The following is an 18,385-nucleotide window of genomic DNA, read 5'->3' on the forward strand; positions in this document are numbered from 1 at the left end:
TCCTCCAGACCGCGCGGGTTTGTGTATCCGGTGCGTGCTACGGCAATGGCTCCTATTCGTCAGACCAGGAAATATGCAGCGGCTTGTGGCGGCGTCATCTGCCGACGCCGTACCGCTTTGACGCCTGTCCTCATGCGCCGGGCGGCGCCATTGCAGGCGTTTCGAAATTTAGTTGATGCGTAGAAATCTTAATACAACATTCTGGAAACTACTAGTAATGCTCAACTTCCAGACGGTTGTGCCATACCAACAAAGACACTATGTACGAACAACGATACAACCCTGAAACCCGCCTCAAATGGGGGTTTCCGTCAATGGGAGTGCGTTAGTCGACGCCAAATCCCGGCGTGAATTCAGCATCCTGGACTGTCAGTTGATAATGACAGAGGTAGGAATTTTTCCAAATTGGAATAACAAAATTTGAATTGCAAATGTGAGTGTGCGGATTGTGCCGAATTGTTGTGGGCGTATCGCGACAATCCTGTAGAGGCCGTGTTCAATTTGCTTAACTCGTGCCGCGAAGACACTGAATTGCCTTTTGCGCGGGCGGTGGGCTACCTTACGGGCAGGGTAGGCGGGAGGGCCGTGCGCGCGATGGCATGGACGCCTGACTGGAGGCCGGCGAGCGGAGACATTTGCGTGAACAGACGCTATTCGGAAGAACAGATCCGCATGTATCTAGAAGAGGCCGCCAAAGGGGTGCCGGTGCGGGAGCTCTGCGCGCGTTATGGCTTCAGCGATGCCTCGTTCTACGGTTGGCGGGCCAAGTATGGCAGCAAGGTACGGCAACACGACCCGTCCGACAGCCGCAGATTGCGCCAGTTGGAAGAGGAGAATGCGCGACTCAAGAGTATGCTTGCGGATGCACTGCTCAAACTTGAGTTGCTGCGCAATCGTACCGGCCGGCACGGCGACGGCAAGAGCCATGGATAGGTTGGTCGCCGCATCGAGCCGGGCCCTCTTGCCACTGCAATGTCTCGCATGACATTGGTTTCTGGAGTTTTTTCGTGAAGAAGGTTTTTGCTGCCGCAGGCGCAATGGTGTGGCTCGGGATGTCCGCCGCTCAGGTTCATGCGGCGCCTCCGCAGGATCCGGGTACTCCAATGGTCGCGCCGCTGCCGCCGCGCATGCTCGATCCCGCGACGTCCACCGTCGAGGATACGGGGGGCACGCTCAGTGCCTCTCAGGTCGAGCGATGCCGCCAGTTACTCGACCAGATCAATGCCTTGCCGTCGGGGCCGCAGTGGGGGCCGGGCAAGTCGTCAGTGACGACGGCGGATGGCCGGACCTATTCCACGCTCGAGCGCGCGCCGGATCGCAAGCGCCTCGAGGAGGCGTACCGGCAGGAGTGCGCCCAGTCACGCAAGTAAGTTCTGATCCGCCGTTGCCAGGATGATGCCGGGTGTGACCAGGCGATTGTCGAAAGGGATGGTGGTTACATCCGTCATTGCAGGAGCAAACATGTTCCACTTGCGACGTTTCCTTGCCTGGTCGTTCGGGCTGATGTTGCTGGCCGGCGCAAGCAGCGCGCTGGCGCAGGCCAAACTGGACAAGCCGCAGCTTGACCAGTTGCTTGCACCAGTTGCGCTGTATCCCGATGCACTGCTGTCGCAGGTGCTCATGGCATCGACCTATCCGGCGGACGTGGCTTCCGCCGCGGAATGGTCGAAATCGAATCAGAGTCTTTCGGGCGATGCGGCCACCAAGGCCGTCGAAGGCGAGCCGTGGGACCCGAGCGTCAAGTCGCTCGCGGCTTTTCCCTCCGTCATGGACATGATGGGACGCCAGCCGCAGTGGGTCGAGAGCGTGGGCGATGCTTTCCTGGCGCAGCCCGATGACGTGATGGACTCGGTCCAACGTCTGCGCGTACAGGCGCAAAAGGCCGGCACTCTCAAGTCCAACGAGCAGCAAAAGGTGGTCACGCAGCAGAGCGGCGGCACCACCATCGTCCAGATCGAGCCCGCCAGTCCGCAGGTGGTGTACGTGCCGTCGTACAACCCGACCGTGGTCTACGGCGCATGGCCCTATCCCGCCTATCCACCGGTCTACTACCCGCCGCCACCCGGATCGGTGTTCGCCACCTCGCTGGTGGCCGGCATTGGCTTCGGGCTTGGCGTGGCGGCTGTGAATTCGATGTGGGGCGGGTTCAACTGGGGTAGCCATGACGTCAACATCAACGTCAATCGATACAACAATATCAACGTGAATCAGCGGCTCGACGTCAATCGGTCCAACGTGAACTGGCAGCACAATCCCGCGAACCGTGGCAACGTGCCGTACCGGAATCAGAACGTTGCGAACCGCTACGACGCGCAGCGTCAGCAGGGGCTGGCCAATCGCCCGCAGGGTGGTCAGCAGCGCCTGGGCCAGGCGGGTGGTGGCGTGCAGAACCAGCAGCGCCTGGGTCAGGGCGGAGGCGGTGTGCAGAACCAGCGCGACGCCGAGCGTCAGCGTGCGGCCCAGTCGTTCCAGGGGCGTACCGGCCAGTCGATTCCCGGGCATTCAGCGCCGAACGTGAATCGCCAGGCTGGCGGGCAGAATCCGCGGCCGGCAGGCGCGGATCGTCAACGTGCTGATCAGGCCGATGCGCGCAACCGCGCGCGTGACAGCAACCGCAATAACGCGTTCAGCGACGCCGGCAACGGTGACCGGATGCGTCAGCAGGCAAACCGGGGCGATCGCAGTGGCGTCCAACACAACGCGGGCCAGATGCAGCAGCATTCCGCGCCGGCGAGATCTGGCGGAGGCATCCACGGCGGTGGTGGTGGTGGTGGTGGTGGCTTCCAGGGCGGGGGCCATGCGGGCGGAGCAGGTGCGGGTGGCGGTCACCTTGGTCACGGCCGGAGGTAGCGATGAAGCGTAAATCGAGGTTCGAATCCATGTTGCGTGCCGGCGCATTAGCGATGCTGCTGAGCATGTCCGTCCCCGTTCTGGCTCAGCATGTCTATCCGACGCCGGATGCCGCAGCCGATGCGCTCGGCGATGCCGTGGCACGCAGTGACCCCGATGCGCTGAAGCAGGTGCTCGGCGCGAACTACGAGAAGCTGGTGCCGCCGGGGCTCAGCCAGAACGACGTCTACGATTTCCTTGCCGCCTGGGCCAGCCATCATGCCGTCCAGCCCGATGGCGACAAGGCCGCACGTATCGAGGTGGGCGGTAGCGGCTGGACGTTCCCGGTGCCGCTGGCCAAGCGTAAAACCGGTTGGCAGTTCGATCTGGCTGCCGGCGAGCAGGAGATCCGGCGCCGCCGGATCGGGCGCAACGAACTCGTGGCGATGGATACGTTGCTGCAGCTCGCTGATGCCCAGCAGCGTTATGCGGAGCAGATTGGCAATGGCAAGTACGCCCATCAGCTCGTGAGCACGCCCGGCAAGACCAACGGGTTGTACTGGCCATCGGCATCGGCCGAGAATGATAGCCCGCTTGGACCGGACGCCTTGGCAATGGGCCCCGAGGTGCCGCCGGAGGAAGCGTTCTACGGCTATCGCTATCGGATCATCGCACCGCCGGAGGGCAGCGACGCCAAGTTCGCGTTCATCGCCTGGCCCGCGCGTTACGGTGCCAGCGGCATCCACTCCTTCATGGTCGATAGCGAGCGCCGTTTCTACGAGCGAGACCTGGGCAAGAGTACCGGCACGCGCGCGGGTGCCATGCGAGCTTTTTCGCCCGAGGGTTGGGAGCGGGCGGCAGATCGCTGATTCCGGATCCGAAGTCTCCGGCAATGGCGTCTAAGCCGGATCCGGACCGCGCAGCGTGATGCGGTCCGCTTCGGCGTGGACGTCTGACAGCCCTTTCTCGTCGACGATACGAAGCTGACGGTGCCGCACCGTGATCAGCCCGACGGACGCAAAGCGGGACAGAAGCCGCGAGACCGTCTCCAGCGTCAGGCCCAGGTAGCTGGCGATATCGTTGCGAGTCATCGCCAGCATGACTTCTCCCCCGTCGGTGCCGCGGCGGCGGTGTTCCGCAGCCTGATCCAGCAACAGCATGGCCAGCCGCTGCGCGGCCTTCATCGAGCCGATGGTCACCAGCAACTCGCGCTGCCGCAAGGCGTCGCGGTGAAGTAGCGCGAGCAAGGCGGCGTGAACCGCCGGATCTTCCTCGCAGCGCTTCGCTGTCTCCAGTGGCACCACACAGCATTCGGATGCCTGCAGGGCAATCGCGCTCGTGCCGAACTGCGGCGCGTCGTTCGGCTCGAGGCCGGCTACGTCGCCGGGGAGCATGAAGCCGGTCAATTGCCGCCATCCAAGTGCAGATTCGTACATCCGCTTGATGCCGCCGTGGCGCAATGGGTAGACGGCGCGTACCGGTTGGTCCTGCCTGAATAGCGTCTCACCGGCTTGCAGATGCTTGCGCTCGGGGCTCAATGCTGGTCTGTCGGGCAACGAGGTGCCGCCGTGTGCACTTGCGCAAACGGATTGGAACGGGCACAGGGTGCAGCATGAGACGCTGGGGGCTTGGTGGTCCAGTGGTATTGCCTCCTGGCAGGCATGGTGGACATTTTTTCCCGACAGTATAAGTGCCCACGAACATCGCTGATCGTGAGTCGATCTGCATTCTTTTAAACAGGCGTAGTAAGTTTTTTTGCGGCCTCCTTGGAGGAGAGGTCAGCATGTGCCCGGAAAGTAGAGAATTCTTTCAAAAATTCATGTTGTGTCTTCAAGACAATGTCGGAAAGGCGCCTCGTCGATTGTGCTATGCTGCATCGCACAATAAAGGAGGAGACCCGTTCTCAAGACGAACAGGAGTCTTCATATGGCCAAAAGCCTCTCTCCGGACTGGGATGCGCAGCTGCGACAAATTCGTCGCGCGCAGTTTCAGCCCGCGAAACAAATTCGTACATGGCTGGAGCGTCTGGAACTGGCGCCTCCAGCCACTCATCGCCAGCGCCACACCGCGCCAAGCGAGGCCGGGCCGACTGAACTGCCAGGCAACTGGCAGTCGCTGAATCTGGGCCTGACGCCGCTACCGGGCGAACTGGTCCCGCAACTCTCGTACCGGCTCTATATTCCGTCCGGCGCCAAGGGCGCATTGCCCGTCGTGGTGATGCTGCACGGATGTCAGCAAACGCCTGAAGCCCTGGCGGCTGGCACGCGCATGAACGCGCTGGCCGAGCGTGAAGGATTCATGGTGGCTTATCCGCAGCAGCCACTGCGGCGCTCCGTGCATCGGTGCTGGCAGTGGTTCGACCTCGCGGCCGGACAGGGCGGGCGCGAAGCACAGGCGCTGGCACTGCTGATCGACGAACTGGCAACCCGGCCCGACGTACGGATCGGTGAGATCTACCTTGCCGGGTTGTCGGCGGGTGCCGCGATGGCGGCTCTGGTGGCGTTGCGCTACCCGGACAAGGTCGCTGCCGTGGGACTGCACTCCGGTGTAGTGATCGGTGCGGCCGATTCGCCCCGGGCGGGCCTGAGGGCGATGCACGAGGGCTCGGCGATCGAGCCCGCGCTATTGCTCGATGCTGCTGGCGTGACGCCCGGCGGCCCGGCCATGCCGGCCATCGTGTTGCACGGCATGGCGGACGAAGCGGTGCATCCGATCAACGGGCGTTTGCTGACGCAGCAGTTCCTGGCCTACAACGGCCTGGGTGGCAGCCTTGGCGGACAGATCGAAAGCGCAAACGATGCGCCGCTCGGCAAGGATGGCGAAGTTCGCGAAGCGCGCTTTGGCCGCTGGAATCGCGATCTGGTCCGACTGGTGGAAGTGGGGGGCCTGGGTCATGCGTGGAGCGGCGGCGATGCCACGGTACCGTACCACAGCAGCATCGGCCCGGATGCGAGCTGGCTGATCTGGCAGTTTCTCCGTCAGCACAAGCGGGCTGCGTGACAACGCAGGACGGGGCCCAGGACGGAGCCCGAAGCGCGCCCAAATGAAAAAGGGGGAAGGCTGACAGCCTTCCCCCTTTTTCATTGTGCCAGCGCGGCAAGCGTGGCGGGCGCGATCAGGCGTGCCGCTTGCGTACGAACAGCGCCGTCACGATACCCATGATGCAGACGCCGACCACATAGTGGGCCGGGGCCAGCGAATCATTCTTGAGCATCAGCGAGACGATCACCGGCGTCAGTCCGCCGAAGATCGCGTACGAGACGTTGTACGAGAAGGACAGCCCGGAGAACCGCACTTGCGCTGGGAACGCGTGCACCAGCACGTAAGGTACGGCGCCAATCGTGCCGACGAAGAAGCCGGCCAGGGCGTACAGCGGGAGCAGCAGGTCGGGACGGGTGCCGATCGTCGTGTACAGCACGTAGGCCGTGGCAGCCAGCAGTGCGCCACCGATCGAAAGCGTCAGGCGCGCGCCGATGCGGTCAGCCAGGATGCCGGCCACCACGCAGCCGATCGACAGGCACAGCGTTGCGGCGCTGTTGGCCACCAGCGCGGTGCGGGCGTCGAAGCCGTACAGCGTCTGCAGGTAGGTCGGCGTCAGCAGGATCACCACCACGATGCCAGCGGACAGCATCCACGTGAGCAGCATCGAGATGACAACGGCGCCGCGGTGGTCGCGCACGACCGTCTTGAGCGGCAGTTCGGCGGCCAGCGCCTTGCGTTGCTGCAGTTCCGCGAAGACCGGGGTTTCATGGAGCCAGCGGCGCAGGTACATCGAGCCGACACCGAACACGCCGCCCAGCACGAACGGCACGCGCCAGCCATGGTCGACGAGTTCCTGCGGATCGAATACGGCGTTGATGCCAGTGGCTACCAGCGAGCCGAGCAGGATGCCGGCCGTCAGACCGGCGGTCAGCGTGCCGCAGGCATATCCGACGTGACGCTGGGGCACGTGTTCGGACACGAACACCCATGCGCCGGGGACTTCTCCGCCCACGGCGGCACCCTGCAGGATGCGCAGCACCAGCAGCGCCATCGGCGCCAGCAGGCCCACCGAAGCATAGGTCGGCAGCAGGCCCATCAGCAGCGTCGGTACCGACATCAGCAGAATCGACAACGTAAACATTTTCTTGCGGCCCAGCAGGTCACCGAAGTGCGCCATGATGATGCCGCCCAGCGGGCGTGCCAGGTAGCCGGCCGCGAAGATGCCGAAGGTCTGCAGCATGCGCAGCCAGTCCGGCACGGATGCCGGGAAGAATAACTGGCCAATGACCTTGGCAAAGAAAACAAAAATAATGAAATCGTAGAACTCGAGCGCGCCGCCAAGTGCGGCAAGCGCGAGCGTCTTGTAATCCTGACCGGTCAGCGGGCGAGCGGCATGGCCGCCTTGCGCGCCCGAAGCCCCGGCAGTACTGCTGGAGGTGGACATGAAAAGACTCGCATGGATACATTCACATGCGAAGCGCGCAACACGGATGACGTGGAGGGGGACGGCCGAAGGGATAACAGCACGAACTGAGCGAACCGGAGGCCGGCGGGGTAAGCAGGCTGGCAGGCAACGGACGCTTCGCAAAGGCGTAACGATACCAGATCGGTCTGTCGCATCCCTGATTTTGTATAAATCGGATTACTAAATCGTCCTTTGCACTGCCATAATCCGTCTCCATAATGAAAAACAAGTGAAATCCGGGGCACAAAGCGCAGGCCGGCATGGGGCTGAGCCTGCGTGGGGTCGAACTACTCTGGGGTGACATGGCTTTCAAGGATTCCATCCAGGCCGCGACAGGGGCGGCCATGGCCACGCCTCGCAGGCGCGTGGCCGTACGCGTCGCGGGTGGCGTGGTGGCCGCGCTGGCCGTATTCGGGCTGGCCGGCTATTTCGGTGGGCCGCCGCTGATCAAGTATCTGGTGGAGAAAAACGCCACCGAGGCGCTGGGGCGCAAGGTGACACTGGGCGAGGCGCATGTGCGGCCGTTCAGTCTGTCCGCCACAATCAACAACCTGACCATCTACGAGCCCGACGGCAAGACGCCGATGGTGACGCTGGGCGAGGCCGAGGCCAAGACCTCGGCCGCATCGGTCTGGCACCTCGCGCCGGTCATTGATTCCCTTCATGTGGATGCGCTGTCCGTGCATGTCTTGCGCGATGCGAATGGCCGCATGAACTTTGCCGATGTGCAAGAACGCTTTGCCGCGCTGCCGCCGAAGCCGGCCGACGCAAAGCCCGCGCGGTTCTCGGTCAGCAATATCGCGGTGACGAATACCAGCTTCCTCTATGAGGACAAGCTGCTCAATACCGTCCAGCGCGTGGAGAACTTCACGCTGACCCTGCCGTTCCTGTCAAACCTGCCCCACGACGTCACGCTGAACACGGCGCCGAGCCTGTTTGCGAAGATCAATGGGTCGCCGCTGGCGCTGGCTGGCACGATGCAGCCTTTCGCGGACAGCCGTGAAGCAAACCTCAACATCAACCTGGATGGGCTCGAGGTAGCGAAGTACATGGCGTTCGCGCCAAAGCTGAAGGATGCTGAAGTCAAGAGCGGGCTCGTGGATACCCGGCTCAACGTGGGCTTCCGTCAGGAAAAGGACAAGCAGGACCTGTACGTGTCCGGAACCATCGCCCTGCGCGACGCCGACGTGGTGACGCATGCGGGCGCGCCGCTGGTCAAGGCGGGACGGCTGGCGGTCGACCTCGATCGTGTGGAGCCACTGGCCCACAAGGCGCACGTGAAGAGCATCGAACTGGACGGCTTCGGCTTGCTGGCAACCCGCGGTGCCGACGGCACGCTCGATCTGGCGACGGCCTTCCTGCCGGAAGGTATGAAGACGGCGCCGGCCAAGGCTCCCGCAGCCGCACCGGCATCCGCCACGCCGGCCCCGGCCTCGGCGGTTGCCGCTTCGGGCGTGCAGGCGCCGCCCAAGGCCGAAGAGGTGCCATGGTCCTACGCCGTCGACCGCATCGCGATCAAGGACGCGAAACTGGGGTTTGTCGATGCGATGGCGCCCTCGGGGCCGGGCAAGCTGGACATCGGGCCCGTGAATGTCGATATCGCCAATCTGGCCAGCACCGGGGACAAGCCTGCCAAACTCGATGCCACGGTCACGATCGCTGATGGCCAGACCATCAAGCAGTCCGGGGAACTCGACCTCAAGAAGGGCACACTGAACGGCACGCTGGAAACTTCCGGCGTGCGCCCGCAAGGCTTCGCGGCGTGGTGGCCGCACGAGCTGCGCAGCCAGTTTGGTGATACCGGCATCAACGCCGAGCTGAACTACAAGATGGCGTGGTCGCAGCCGGTGTTCCAGTTCACGCTCGAGAAATCCCGGGTTGAGCTGTCACCGCTCTACGTGGCCACGCGCGAGCCTGTCAATCTGCCCGCTTCGGCTGGCAGCGATGATCGCGCGACGAAGGCCGCGAGCCCGGCGCCGAAAGGCCGCGCGGGCCGCGCGCAACGCGGCAACCGCGCTAGCCAGCGCGTGGCGGACACCGAGGGCGCCAATCTGCCGCTGCTCAAGGCTGACAAGCTCGTGCTGGACGACATCCAGCTCGACCTGGCCAAGCAGACGTTCGAAGCGGGGCAGGTATCGCTGGCCAAACCGCAGATCGCGGCAACGCGTGACCATAGCGGCCAACTGCTGGAGATGGCGCGGATCTGGGCCGTCGAATCAGCCGAGTCCGCTGGCAAGCGGGCGCGTGCGCCGGCTGCGGCGACGGCCGCGACAAATGGCGGCGGCGCGGGAGCGCCGGGCTGGAAGGTGCGCATTGGCAAGGTGGCGGTGGATGGCGGCTCCGCGCGCCTGGCGGACTATGAGCCGGCCGAGGCCAATCGCGGTCGCCCGGTCATTCACCAGTTCCGCAACATCGGATTCAGCAGCGGCACTGTGACCTGGCCGCTCTCGCCGGGGGCGGTGCCGATGAAGCTGCACGCCGAAAGCGGGCGCAAGGGTGTGATGAACATCGACGGACAGGTCACGCCGACCGGTCCGGCCGCGCAATTGCAGCTCGATCTGCGCGAACTCGACATCGCGCCGTTGCAGCCCTACATGGCTGACCGTTTCAACGCTGCGTTGCGCAGCGGGGCGCTGACGCTCAAGGGCAAGGTTGCCTACGAGGCGCCGGCCGGCAAGCCGATAGCGGTGCGATTCAATGGCAACGTGATGGCCGGAAATGTGCGTACGGTGGACCGTGTCACCGGCGACGACTTTCTGCGCTGGCGCTCGCTGGCCGTGAGTGGCATCGACTTCAACATGAACGATGCCAAGGGGCCACTCCAGCTTGGGGTCAACAACGTGGCGTTGTCCGATTTCTACGCCCGGGTGATCCTGAACGCCAATGGCCGGCTGAACCTGCAGGACGTGATGGCGGGTGGCGCGGCAAAGGGCCAGCCAGCGCCGTCGACCAGCCTGACCCAGGCGAATCCGGCTTCGGCACCCGAAGCCAAACCTGAAGCCAAGCCCGAGGCCAAGCCGGAGACGGCGGCGGCCCCCGCGCAGGCAGCGGGGCCCAAGCCGGTTATCCGTCTGGGCGGTGTTTCCATCGACAAGGGGAACATCAACTTCTCGGACTTCTTCATCAAGCCGAATTACTCTGCCAACCTGACTGGCATGAAGGGGTCGATCTCCAAGGTTTCCACGGGGGATCCTACGCCGGCAGATCTGGTGCTGGATGGCCGGCTCGACGATGATGCTCCCGTCAATATCAGCGGCAAGATCAATCCGCTGGGCGAACAGCTCTTCCTCGATATCGCCGCAAAGGCGGACGGCGTAGAACTGACGCGTCTGACGCCTTACGCGGCCAAGTACGCGGGCTACCCGATCACCAAGGGCAAGCTGAACGTCGACGTGGCGTACAAGATCGAGAATGGCAAGCTCGATGCGAAGAACCACCTCTACCTGGACCAGCTCACCTTCGGCGACAAGGTGGACAGCCCCGACGCGGTCAAGGTGCCTGTGCTGCTGGCGGTATCGCTGCTCAAGGACCGCAATGGCGTGATCGACATCAACCTGCCGGTCTCGGGCTCCTTGTCCGATCCGGAGTTCAGCATCGGTGGTGTCATCCTGCGCGTGATCGTCAACCTGCTGGCCAAGGCGATCACCTCGCCGTTCGCGCTGATTGCCCATGCATTTGGCGGCAACGCGGAAGAGCTGGGTTATATCGAGTTCGCGCCGGGTTCTTCCACGTTGACCGACGACGCGCACAAGAAGATCGAGACCATCGGCAAAGCGCTCGCCGACCGTCCTTCGCTCAATCTGGAAATCAGCGGCCGGATCGACCCCGACACCGATGCCGATGGCGCGCGCCGCGTCTGGCTGAACCAGCGTGTCGCCGAAGCCAAGCAGCGCGATCTGCGCCGTTCGGCACAGGCAGGCGCGCAGGCGGAAGAGGGCGAGGGCGGCGAGCAGGGCGCCACGGTCACCGTATCGCCTCAGGAATATCCGAAGTACCTGGAAGCGGTGTACAAGCGCGAGTCGTTCAAGAAGCCCCGCAACTTCATTGGCCTGACCAAGTCGCTGCCGCCGGCCGAGATGGAGAAGCTGCTGCTCGAACATGCGCCAGTGACCGATACGGAACTGCGCGCGTTGGCGGAGCAGCGGGCGTTGACGGTCAAGCAGGCGCTCGAGCGTGATGGCAAGGTGCCCAACGCCCGGCTGTTCCTGACCGCGCCGAAGCTCAACGCGGAAGGGATCAAGGACAAGGGCAAGCCCAACCGTGTCGATTTCTCGATCCGTCAATGATGGGACGCGTGCCGGCGTTTGAATGAAATGCTCGAACGCCGGCATGGAGACCGTCATCGAAAACCGCGTATCATGCGCCCCGAAACTTGAATAGATATCGGGAGCGAGATGTGCAGCAGGAAGCAGTAGCCTATAAGACTTGGGTTTGCCTGATTTGCGGCTGGGTGTACGACGAGGAACTGGGCTTGCCCGAAGAAGGCATTGCCGCAGGCACACGCTGGGAAGACATCCCGGACGACTGGCGCTGCCCGGAATGCGATGTCGGCAAGGGTGATTTCTCGATGATCGAGATCTGACGTCAGGTCACGGCGCTTCGCGCTGGGTCGCCGATCGACAGATGCCCGCGCGCCGTCGCTTTTGCGCGCAGCGTGTATAGCGCATCCGGTACGGGTGGCTGCAGCGCCACAATGCCGTGCCCACGGTCACGACCAGCAGCGCCACCATCACGGTGGCGAGCATAAGAAGAGACATCGCGCCTCCTTCTCGCCTGCAGCCGCTCACAAGAGCAGGCAGGCTGTCCGGCCAATGCCTGCCGTGCAGGCTCCTCCATGTCCGCTCCGCAAGCGCCCTCCGCCCCGCATTCCCCCCCAGACGTGCCCGTGATGCAGGTCATCTTCGGCCTGATGCTGGCCATCATGCTGGGTGCCCTAGAACAATCGATCGTGGCCGTGGTCCTGCCCGAGATCGCCTTGCAGCTCAACGGTTTCGAGGACATGGCGTGGGTGATCTCCGCCTATCTGGTGGCGTCCACCGTGGTCACGCCGATCTACGGCAAGCTGTCCGACGTGCTCGGGCGCCGCTCCGTGTTGACGTTCTCGATCGTGCTGTTCGTGCTGGCGTCGATCGCCTGCGCGATGGCCACGACGATGCCGATGCTGATCGTCGCGCGCATTCTGCAGGGCCTTGGCGGTGGCGGCCTGATCTCGGTATCGCAGGCAACGATCGCCGACGTGGTGCCACTACGTGAACGCGGCAAGTACCAGGGCTACGTCAGCGGCGTCTGGGCCGTGGCCAGCATGGCCGGGCCCGTGATTGGCGGCTACCTTGCGCACTTCCTTTCATGGCGCTGGATTTTCTGGATCAACATTCCGCTGGGGCTGATCGCGCTGGTCGTGGTGCGCCGGGCGCTGCGGCATTTGCCGGTCAGCGGACGCAAGCATCGCATCGACTACCTCGGCGCGCTGCTGTTTGGCGGCGGCCTGTCTGGCGTGCTGGTGTTCCTGACGCGGATGGGGCAAGGCCACTCGCCGATGGAGCCGCAGACGATCGGTCTGCTGGCTGCCGGGGTGATCGGTCTGGTGCTATTCGTCTGGCAGGAGCGGCGTGCCATCGACCCGGTGATTCCGCTGAAGATGCTCGCCGTGCCGACCGTCGCGATCTGCTGCCTGACGCTGTTCCTGTGCTTCTTCCAGTTGATCGCGATGTCAGTGCTGCTGCCGCTGCGCTTCCAGGTCGTGGGTGGCGCGGGGGCCGACACCGCCGCGCTGCGGCTGGTGCCGCTGACGCTGGCCATTCCGTTCGGCGCCTATGCGTCGGGCCGGCTGATGTCGTGGAGCGGGCGTTACAAGCCGCTGCAACTGGCTGGCTGTCTGGTGGCGCCGATTGCCATCGTCGGGCTGGCCTTTGTGCCGCCGCAGGCGGTGGTGCCGGCCGCGCTGGTGATGATCGTCCTGGGCCTGTCAATCGGCCTGCAACTGCCGAGCGGGCTGGTGGCCACGCAGAACTCGGTGCCGCCGCAGCAGGTTGGCATCGCCACCGCGCTGACCGCGTTCTCGCGCCTGCTTGGCGGCGCGGTGGGCGTGGCGGTGCTGACCACGGTGCTGATCGCGCTGCTACGCCATAGCGGCATGGCGGTCAGTGACCTGCATGGTGGCGAGGATGTGCTGATGAGCATGTTCCGACGGGCCATGGATGCGGGGGATCAGGGCGACGCTGCCGCGGTGCGCGAGGCGGCGGAGCATGCCTTCCGCCTGCTGTTCCTGATGAGCGCGGGCGTGTCATTGATCGCGCCGTTCTTCGTCATGCGGCTCAAGGAGAAGACGCTGCGCGGCAGCCCGGCCGGGGCGGCATCGGCAGCCGCCGCGGAATAACGGCGTTCAGCCCGTGCTGGCCACGCGTCGCCGCGCGCGCGCCGCCAGCCCTGGGCCAAGCGCCCAGCGCAACGTGGGCGCCAGCGCGCGCATTCCGGTCAATGCCAGCGAGCGGCGCAGCGATGGCCGGTGCAGGCCGAGCATCTGGCGCGCCCAGGGCGGCAACAGCGCCACACCCGCATCGGCCATGGTCCGTACCGCGGGTATCAGCAGCGGGTTGGCCACTGGCATCGTCATGACCAGTTGAACGACCTCTCGGGTGCGCTCGCTATTGACGAGCAGCGGCTGCTGCGCTTCCAGATATGCGTCGATCTCCGCGCGGGAACGCGGCACGTCCGGCGCGCCAAGCAGCGCGGCGACCCTGGCTTCTTCCTCGAAGTAACGATCCTGCTCGGCTGCGGAGAGCGGCCCGACATAGCGCAGGTATCCCGTCAGAAAGCTCGACACTTCGGCCACGTGTACCCACGTCAGCAGCGCCGGGTCGTCGGCGGCGTACGGCTGGCCATCGGGCGCGGTGCCCTTGATGCTGGCATGGATGCGGCGCACGCGCTCGATCAGCGTCATGGCGTCGGCATGGCTGCCATATGTGGTGCCCGCGATGAACTGCGCCGTTCGCCCGAGCCGGCCCTGCATGTCGGTGCGAAACGTGGAGTGGTCCCAGACGCCCGCCAATGCCAGCGGATGGAGCGCCTGCAGCAGCAACGCGCTGACACCCCCGGCCAGCATCGCCGGGAAATCGGAATGGACGCGCCAGCAGACTGCGTCCGGCCCGAACAGGCCGGGGTCTCCGGGTGGGTTGTCGTAGTCGAGCGTCAGCCCGGAGTTGCTGCGCGTCAGGGCGCGGACCTGCGCGCCGGCCTGGTTGCGCAGACGTTGCAACGGGCCGGCGGAAGGTGTGGACGGGGCGGACGAGCGGGGGAGTCCTGGCGGCATTGCGGCATGGGCGCCTCCTCGACGCCAGAAAGCCACGGGTTCGATGGGGTCAGTCGTAACGCAGGTCCGTGGCCTTGCCCCAGAATACACGGTACGCGTAGACCGTGTAACCCAGGATCGTGGGCAGCACGATCACCGCGCCGATCAGGATCACCATCAGCGATTCCGGCGCGCTGGCCGCCTGCCAGATGTCGATGCGATCGACCACGAGGTACGGGAACAGGCTGTAGGCCAGGCCGTTGAACGCCAGCAGGAAGATCACGGCGGTGCCCACGAACGGCACCCAGCACCAGCGGTCGTTGCCGTTCGCGTGCAGGTCACGCATCCGGCGCAGCAGTCGCTCGATGACCACGAACAGCACCATCGTCAGCAGCGGAATCGGCGCCAACAGGATGATGTTCGGCAGGGAGAACCACTTCTCGAAGATGCGCTCGCTGACCATCGGCGTGACGATCGAGATCGCGGCCACGCCAATCGCGGTGAGCCACAGGCTGCGGCGCGCCCAGTAGATCGCGCGCAACTGCAGGTTGCCCGTGGTCTTCATGATCAGCCAGCTTGCGCCCAGCAGGCAGTAGCCGGCCACCAGGCACAGGCCCACGGCCACGGCGAACAGCAGGTTGGGCAGGTCGTAGCGAAAGCCGGTGATGTACAGGCCGAGCATCAGGCCCTGCGAGAAGCTGGCCAGCAGCGAGCCCGCGTAGAACGCGAAGTTCCACCATGGCTTGTGCGGGTCTCGTGCCTTGACGCGGAAGTCGAATGCCACGCCACGGACGATCAGGCCGGCCAGCATCAGCGCCACGGGCAGGTACAGCTGCGTCAGGATGACGCCGTGCGCCATCGGAAACGCGGTCAGCAGCAGGCCTACGCCGAGCACGAGCCACGTTTCGTTGGCGTCCCAGAATGGCCCGATCGAGGCGATCATGGTGTCCTTGTCGGCGTCGTCGGCGCGCCGCAGCAGCACGCCAACGCCAAGATCGTAGCCGTCGAGGATCACGTAGATCAGCATCGACAGGCCCATCAACGCCAGGAACACCAGCGGCATCCAGCCGGCCGGCTGGGAAAGATCATGCATCGTGGCCGGGTTCATTGCGCGCTCCTGAGCTGACCGGGGATAACGGATTGGGAGGAATCGTCCTTTGACTTGCCGGCCTTGCGCGCCAGGTGGAATACCACCGAGATATAGGCGACGATCAGTACCGCATAGAGCGTCAGGTACATGGCAAGCGTGCTGCCGATCATCGTCGCGGGCACCTTGGAGGCGGCCTGCGCCGTGGTCAGCACGCCGTAGACCAGATATGGCTGGCGGCCGATCTCGGTGACGTACCAGCCGGCGACCAGTGCGACCCAGCCGGAGAACGTCATCGCCACCAGCAGCCGCGCCATCCACGGCGCGGGCGCGCCGCGCTTGCGGAACTGCCAGGCAGCGACCCACGAGGCCGCCAGCATCAGCAGGCCAACGCCAACCATGATGCGGAACGCGAAGAACAGCGGGGCCACGGGCGGGTGGCGATCGGCAAATGCGTCGATGCCCTTGATTTCGCCGTCGACCTTGTGGGTCAGGTAGATCGACGCCAGCTTCGGAATCGCGATCTCGAAATCGTTCGACTGCGTCGTGGCGTTGGGCAGGCCGAACAGCACAGCCGGCGCGCCCTTCTCGGTCTTCCAGATACCTTCCATCGCCGCGATCTTGGCCGGCTGGTGATGCAGCGTGTTCAGGCCGTGCAGGTCACCGGCCACGATCTGCAGCGGAATCAGGATCGCCGCCAGCACCACGCCCGTACGCATCGAATGCAGGACTTCGCGGCTGCGATCGTTGCGCAGCCAGCGGTATGCGGAAATGCCGGCCACCAGGAAGGCAACGGTCAGGCCGGACGCCAGCAGCATGTGGACCAGACGGTAGGGGAAGGACGGGTTGAAGATGACCTCGATCCAGCTTGTCACATGCGCGCGACCGTCGATCATCTCGAAGCCGGCCGGGGTTTGCATCCACGAGTTCAGCGCCAGGATCCAGAATGCCGACAGCGTGGTGCCACCGGCCACCAGCAGCGTGGCGATGGTGTGCATCCGGTTGCTGACGCGGCGCATCCCGAACAGCATGATGCCCAGGAAGGTGGCTTCCAGGAAGAACGCCGTCAGGACTTCATAGGCCAGCAGCGGGCCCGCGATATTGCCGACGGTCTCCATGTATCCCGGCCAGTTGGTGCCGAACTGGAAGCTCATCGTGATGCCGCTGACCACGCCCAGCGCGAATGTCAGCGCGAAAATCTTCACCCAGACGCGATAGGCGTCCATCCAGCTTTCGTCGCCGGTCTTGTTGTAGCGCAGCTTGAAGAACAGCAGGACCCACGCCAGAGAGATGCTGATGGTGGGAAAGAGGATATGGAACGTGATATTCGCGGCGAACTGGATGCGGGCCAGTATCACCGGATCGACACTTGCAAACACGAATTACTCCTTGCGGGAACGGGCGGACTTCGCGGGGGCCTTGGCGGCTTCCCGGGGGGCTGGCTTGCTCGATGCCTTGCTGGATGCCTTGTCTCCGCCGATACCGATGGCGGAGGTCAGGCGGTCCTTCACGTCGAGCAGCTTGGTGACGCGCGAGCCCAGGCGCATCAGCTTTTCCAGCGTGGCGACGTCAAGCTTCTGCGTGTCGCCGAACCACGTGGTGACCAGGAAAATCAGCCCGTACATCTCCTTCATGCGCGCCTGCGCGTGGAGATCCTCGGGTGATGTCGGCGTTTCGAGCTGCACTTCGCGCAGCATCGACAACGTGGGATCGATCTCGCGCCGGCGGCGTTGCTCGGCCAGCGTGCGGAAGATGGCCCAGACGTCGTCGGGCGCGGAGAAGTACTCGCGCCGGTCGCCGGGCTGGTGGGACAGCCGCACCAGGTTCCAGGATTCCAGTTCCTTCAGGCCGATGCTGACATTCGAGCGCGAAAACCCAAGAGATTCGGCGATTTCGTCGGCGTTGAGGGGGCGCGAGGCAGTGAAGAGCAGGGCGTAAATCTGACCAACCGTTCGGTTAATCCCCCAGCGACTGCCCATCTCTCCGAAGTGGAGAACAAAGCGCTGGATCAGGGGCGAGAGTTGCATGTTCGTTTCGAACTTTCAGAATTTTGTGAAAGTTTAGTACGAAACGCCTGATCGTGCTCAAAGAAGTTCGCGCGGCGCTTTGCCGCATGTCCATTCTCAGAGTAAGGCCCAAATTCTCAAAGTACCTTGCAAAGATTCTCAGACTTAGTGCTCATAATTGGGAGCGGCGGGCGTGCGTGGTGCTGGCTAGAAGGGCCTAGGCATGGAGGGCGAGGACGTACGGCCCGCGTGCGCATATCCGGCGAGGGGCTTCCGTGGCGGTACATCCATGTAGGGTGGATTGATCTGCCGCCCCACCGTGGTTTTGCATTCCTGGCGTGTGCGCAAAGGTGGTGTCCCAGCGATCGCCGGTCAGTCCCGTGCGTGCCTCCCGTGGCAGAGCGCGATCAACGGGCTGAAGTAGTCGATCGACACTGGTACCTTCCGTTTGCGAACAAGGTCGTCAGTGTTGGTGGCCCGCTCGTCAGAGGGCGCATGAAGCAACTGCACCACGCGCTGACGATCCTCGAATGCGACCGGCTGTGGGCCGCACTGCAGGGCGTGCAGCGATTGTTCATGCAGATTCAGGAGATGAACCTATTTCAGCATCTGAGGCGAGGGGCGGGGCCGTTCAGCAGATGTTTGTAGGGCGAAAATAGTACCGGTACGAAACTAAAATAAATTTGGTACGGCTACCTATGCTTCATCCCGAGAGGGAGGAGGGCTGG

16 protein-coding genes are annotated in these 18,385 nt (G+C 64.1%); 9 read left to right on the forward strand and 7 right to left on the reverse strand.

What is annotated here, in order from left to right; all coding sequences use genetic code 11:
• The first annotated feature begins 639 nt into the window (after window positions 1–639).
• The 4 genes from K6G35_RS22515 to K6G35_RS22530 all read left to right on the forward strand — a co-directional run bounded on the left by K6G35_RS22515 (window position 640) and on the right by K6G35_RS22530 (window position 3,698).
• Window positions 640–933, forward strand: coding sequence for an IS3 family transposase (locus tag K6G35_RS22515; RefSeq protein WP_008644647.1), 294 nt, complete (start codon window positions 640–642; stop codon window positions 931–933).
• Between the two features lie 119 nt (window positions 934–1,052).
• Complete coding sequence (locus tag K6G35_RS22520; protein ID WP_051705408.1) at window positions 1,053–1,370, forward strand: hypothetical protein; 318 nt, start codon at window positions 1,053–1,055, stop codon at window positions 1,368–1,370.
• A gap of 91 nt (window positions 1,371–1,461) precedes the next feature.
• Window positions 1,462–2,850, forward strand: coding sequence for a DUF3300 domain-containing protein (locus K6G35_RS22525; RefSeq protein WP_008644642.1), 1,389 nt, complete (start codon window positions 1,462–1,464; stop codon window positions 2,848–2,850).
• A 2-nt stretch (window positions 2,851–2,852) separates the two neighbouring features.
• Window positions 2,853–3,698: a DUF2950 family protein gene (locus tag K6G35_RS22530; protein WP_008644641.1), complete on the forward strand. Its 846-nt coding sequence runs from the start codon at window positions 2,853–2,855 to the stop codon at window positions 3,696–3,698.
• Between the two features lie 30 nt (window positions 3,699–3,728).
• Here the strand turns inward: K6G35_RS22530 and K6G35_RS22535 are convergent, their stop codons facing one another.
• Entirely contained in the window at window positions 3,729–4,385 is a 657-nt protein-coding gene (locus tag K6G35_RS22535) for a Crp/Fnr family transcriptional regulator (protein ID WP_152414958.1), read from the reverse strand.
• A 370-nt stretch (window positions 4,386–4,755) separates the two neighbouring features.
• On the opposite strand from K6G35_RS22535, the gene K6G35_RS22540 reads away from it, so the two are divergent.
• Window positions 4,756–5,829: an extracellular catalytic domain type 1 short-chain-length polyhydroxyalkanoate depolymerase gene (locus tag K6G35_RS22540; protein ID WP_035883119.1), complete on the forward strand. Its 1,074-nt coding sequence runs from the start codon at window positions 4,756–4,758 to the stop codon at window positions 5,827–5,829.
• Between the two features lie 115 nt (window positions 5,830–5,944).
• Here K6G35_RS22540 and K6G35_RS22545 read toward each other — a convergent pair whose 3' ends face one another.
• Window positions 5,945–7,255, reverse strand: coding sequence for an MFS transporter (locus tag K6G35_RS22545; protein WP_008644638.1), 1,311 nt, complete (start codon window positions 7,253–7,255; stop codon window positions 5,945–5,947).
• 281 nt (window positions 7,256–7,536) lie between these two features.
• Here K6G35_RS22545 and K6G35_RS22550 point away from each other — a divergent pair, with 281 nt between their 5' ends.
• Both K6G35_RS22550 and K6G35_RS22555 read left to right on the forward strand, forming a co-directional pair.
• Window positions 7,537–11,562, forward strand: a complete 4,026-nt coding sequence (locus K6G35_RS22550) for a DUF748 domain-containing protein (RefSeq protein WP_008644637.1) — start codon at window positions 7,537–7,539, stop codon at window positions 11,560–11,562.
• Between the two features lie 110 nt (window positions 11,563–11,672).
• Window positions 11,673–11,858 (forward strand): rubredoxin, encoded by a 186-nt coding sequence (locus tag K6G35_RS22555; protein WP_008644636.1) that lies wholly within the window; start codon window positions 11,673–11,675, stop codon window positions 11,856–11,858.
• 7 nt (window positions 11,859–11,865) lie between these two features.
• On the opposite strand, the gene K6G35_RS22560 is transcribed toward K6G35_RS22555, so the two are convergent.
• Window positions 11,866–12,033: a hypothetical protein gene (locus tag K6G35_RS22560; protein WP_155714372.1), complete on the reverse strand. Its 168-nt coding sequence runs from the start codon at window positions 12,031–12,033 to the stop codon at window positions 11,866–11,868.
• A 77-nt stretch (window positions 12,034–12,110) separates the two neighbouring features.
• Between K6G35_RS22560 and K6G35_RS22565 the strand changes: the two genes are divergently transcribed.
• Window positions 12,111–13,652 carry an MDR family MFS transporter gene (locus K6G35_RS22565; protein WP_495676364.1) on the forward strand — a complete coding sequence of 514 codons (1,542 nt, stop codon included), beginning with the start codon at window positions 12,111–12,113 and terminating at the stop codon, window positions 13,650–13,652.
• A 6-nt stretch (window positions 13,653–13,658) separates the two neighbouring features.
• Here the strand turns inward: K6G35_RS22565 and K6G35_RS22570 are convergent, their stop codons facing one another.
• From K6G35_RS22570 to K6G35_RS22585, 4 genes are read right to left on the reverse strand one after another with little or no spacing between them, the layout of a single operon-like run.
• Entirely contained in the window at window positions 13,659–14,585 is a 927-nt protein-coding gene (locus K6G35_RS22570) for an oxygenase MpaB family protein (protein ID WP_495676365.1), read from the reverse strand.
• A 49-nt stretch (window positions 14,586–14,634) separates the two neighbouring features.
• On the reverse strand, window positions 14,635–15,672 hold the full coding sequence (locus K6G35_RS22575) for a cytochrome d ubiquinol oxidase subunit II (RefSeq protein ID WP_495676366.1): 1,038 nt from the start codon (window positions 15,670–15,672) through the stop codon (window positions 14,635–14,637).
• Entirely contained in the window at window positions 15,669–17,030 is a 1,362-nt protein-coding gene (locus K6G35_RS22580) for a cytochrome ubiquinol oxidase subunit I (protein WP_035884072.1), read from the reverse strand. The genes K6G35_RS22575 and K6G35_RS22580 overlap by 4 nt, the downstream gene beginning before the upstream one ends.
• 3 nt (window positions 17,031–17,033) lie before the next feature.
• On the reverse strand, window positions 17,034–17,678 hold the full coding sequence (locus K6G35_RS22585; protein WP_008652475.1) for a GbsR/MarR family transcriptional regulator: 645 nt from the start codon (window positions 17,676–17,678) through the stop codon (window positions 17,034–17,036).
• A gap of 474 nt (window positions 17,679–18,152) precedes the next feature.
• On the opposite strand from K6G35_RS22585, the gene K6G35_RS22590 reads away from it, so the two are divergent.
• Window positions 18,153–18,305: a hypothetical protein gene (locus K6G35_RS22590; RefSeq protein ID WP_011229378.1), complete on the forward strand. Its 153-nt coding sequence runs from the start codon at window positions 18,153–18,155 to the stop codon at window positions 18,303–18,305.
• Window positions 18,306–18,385 lie beyond the last annotated feature (80 nt).

Source organism: Cupriavidus sp. HY129 (genome assembly GCF_059492215.1).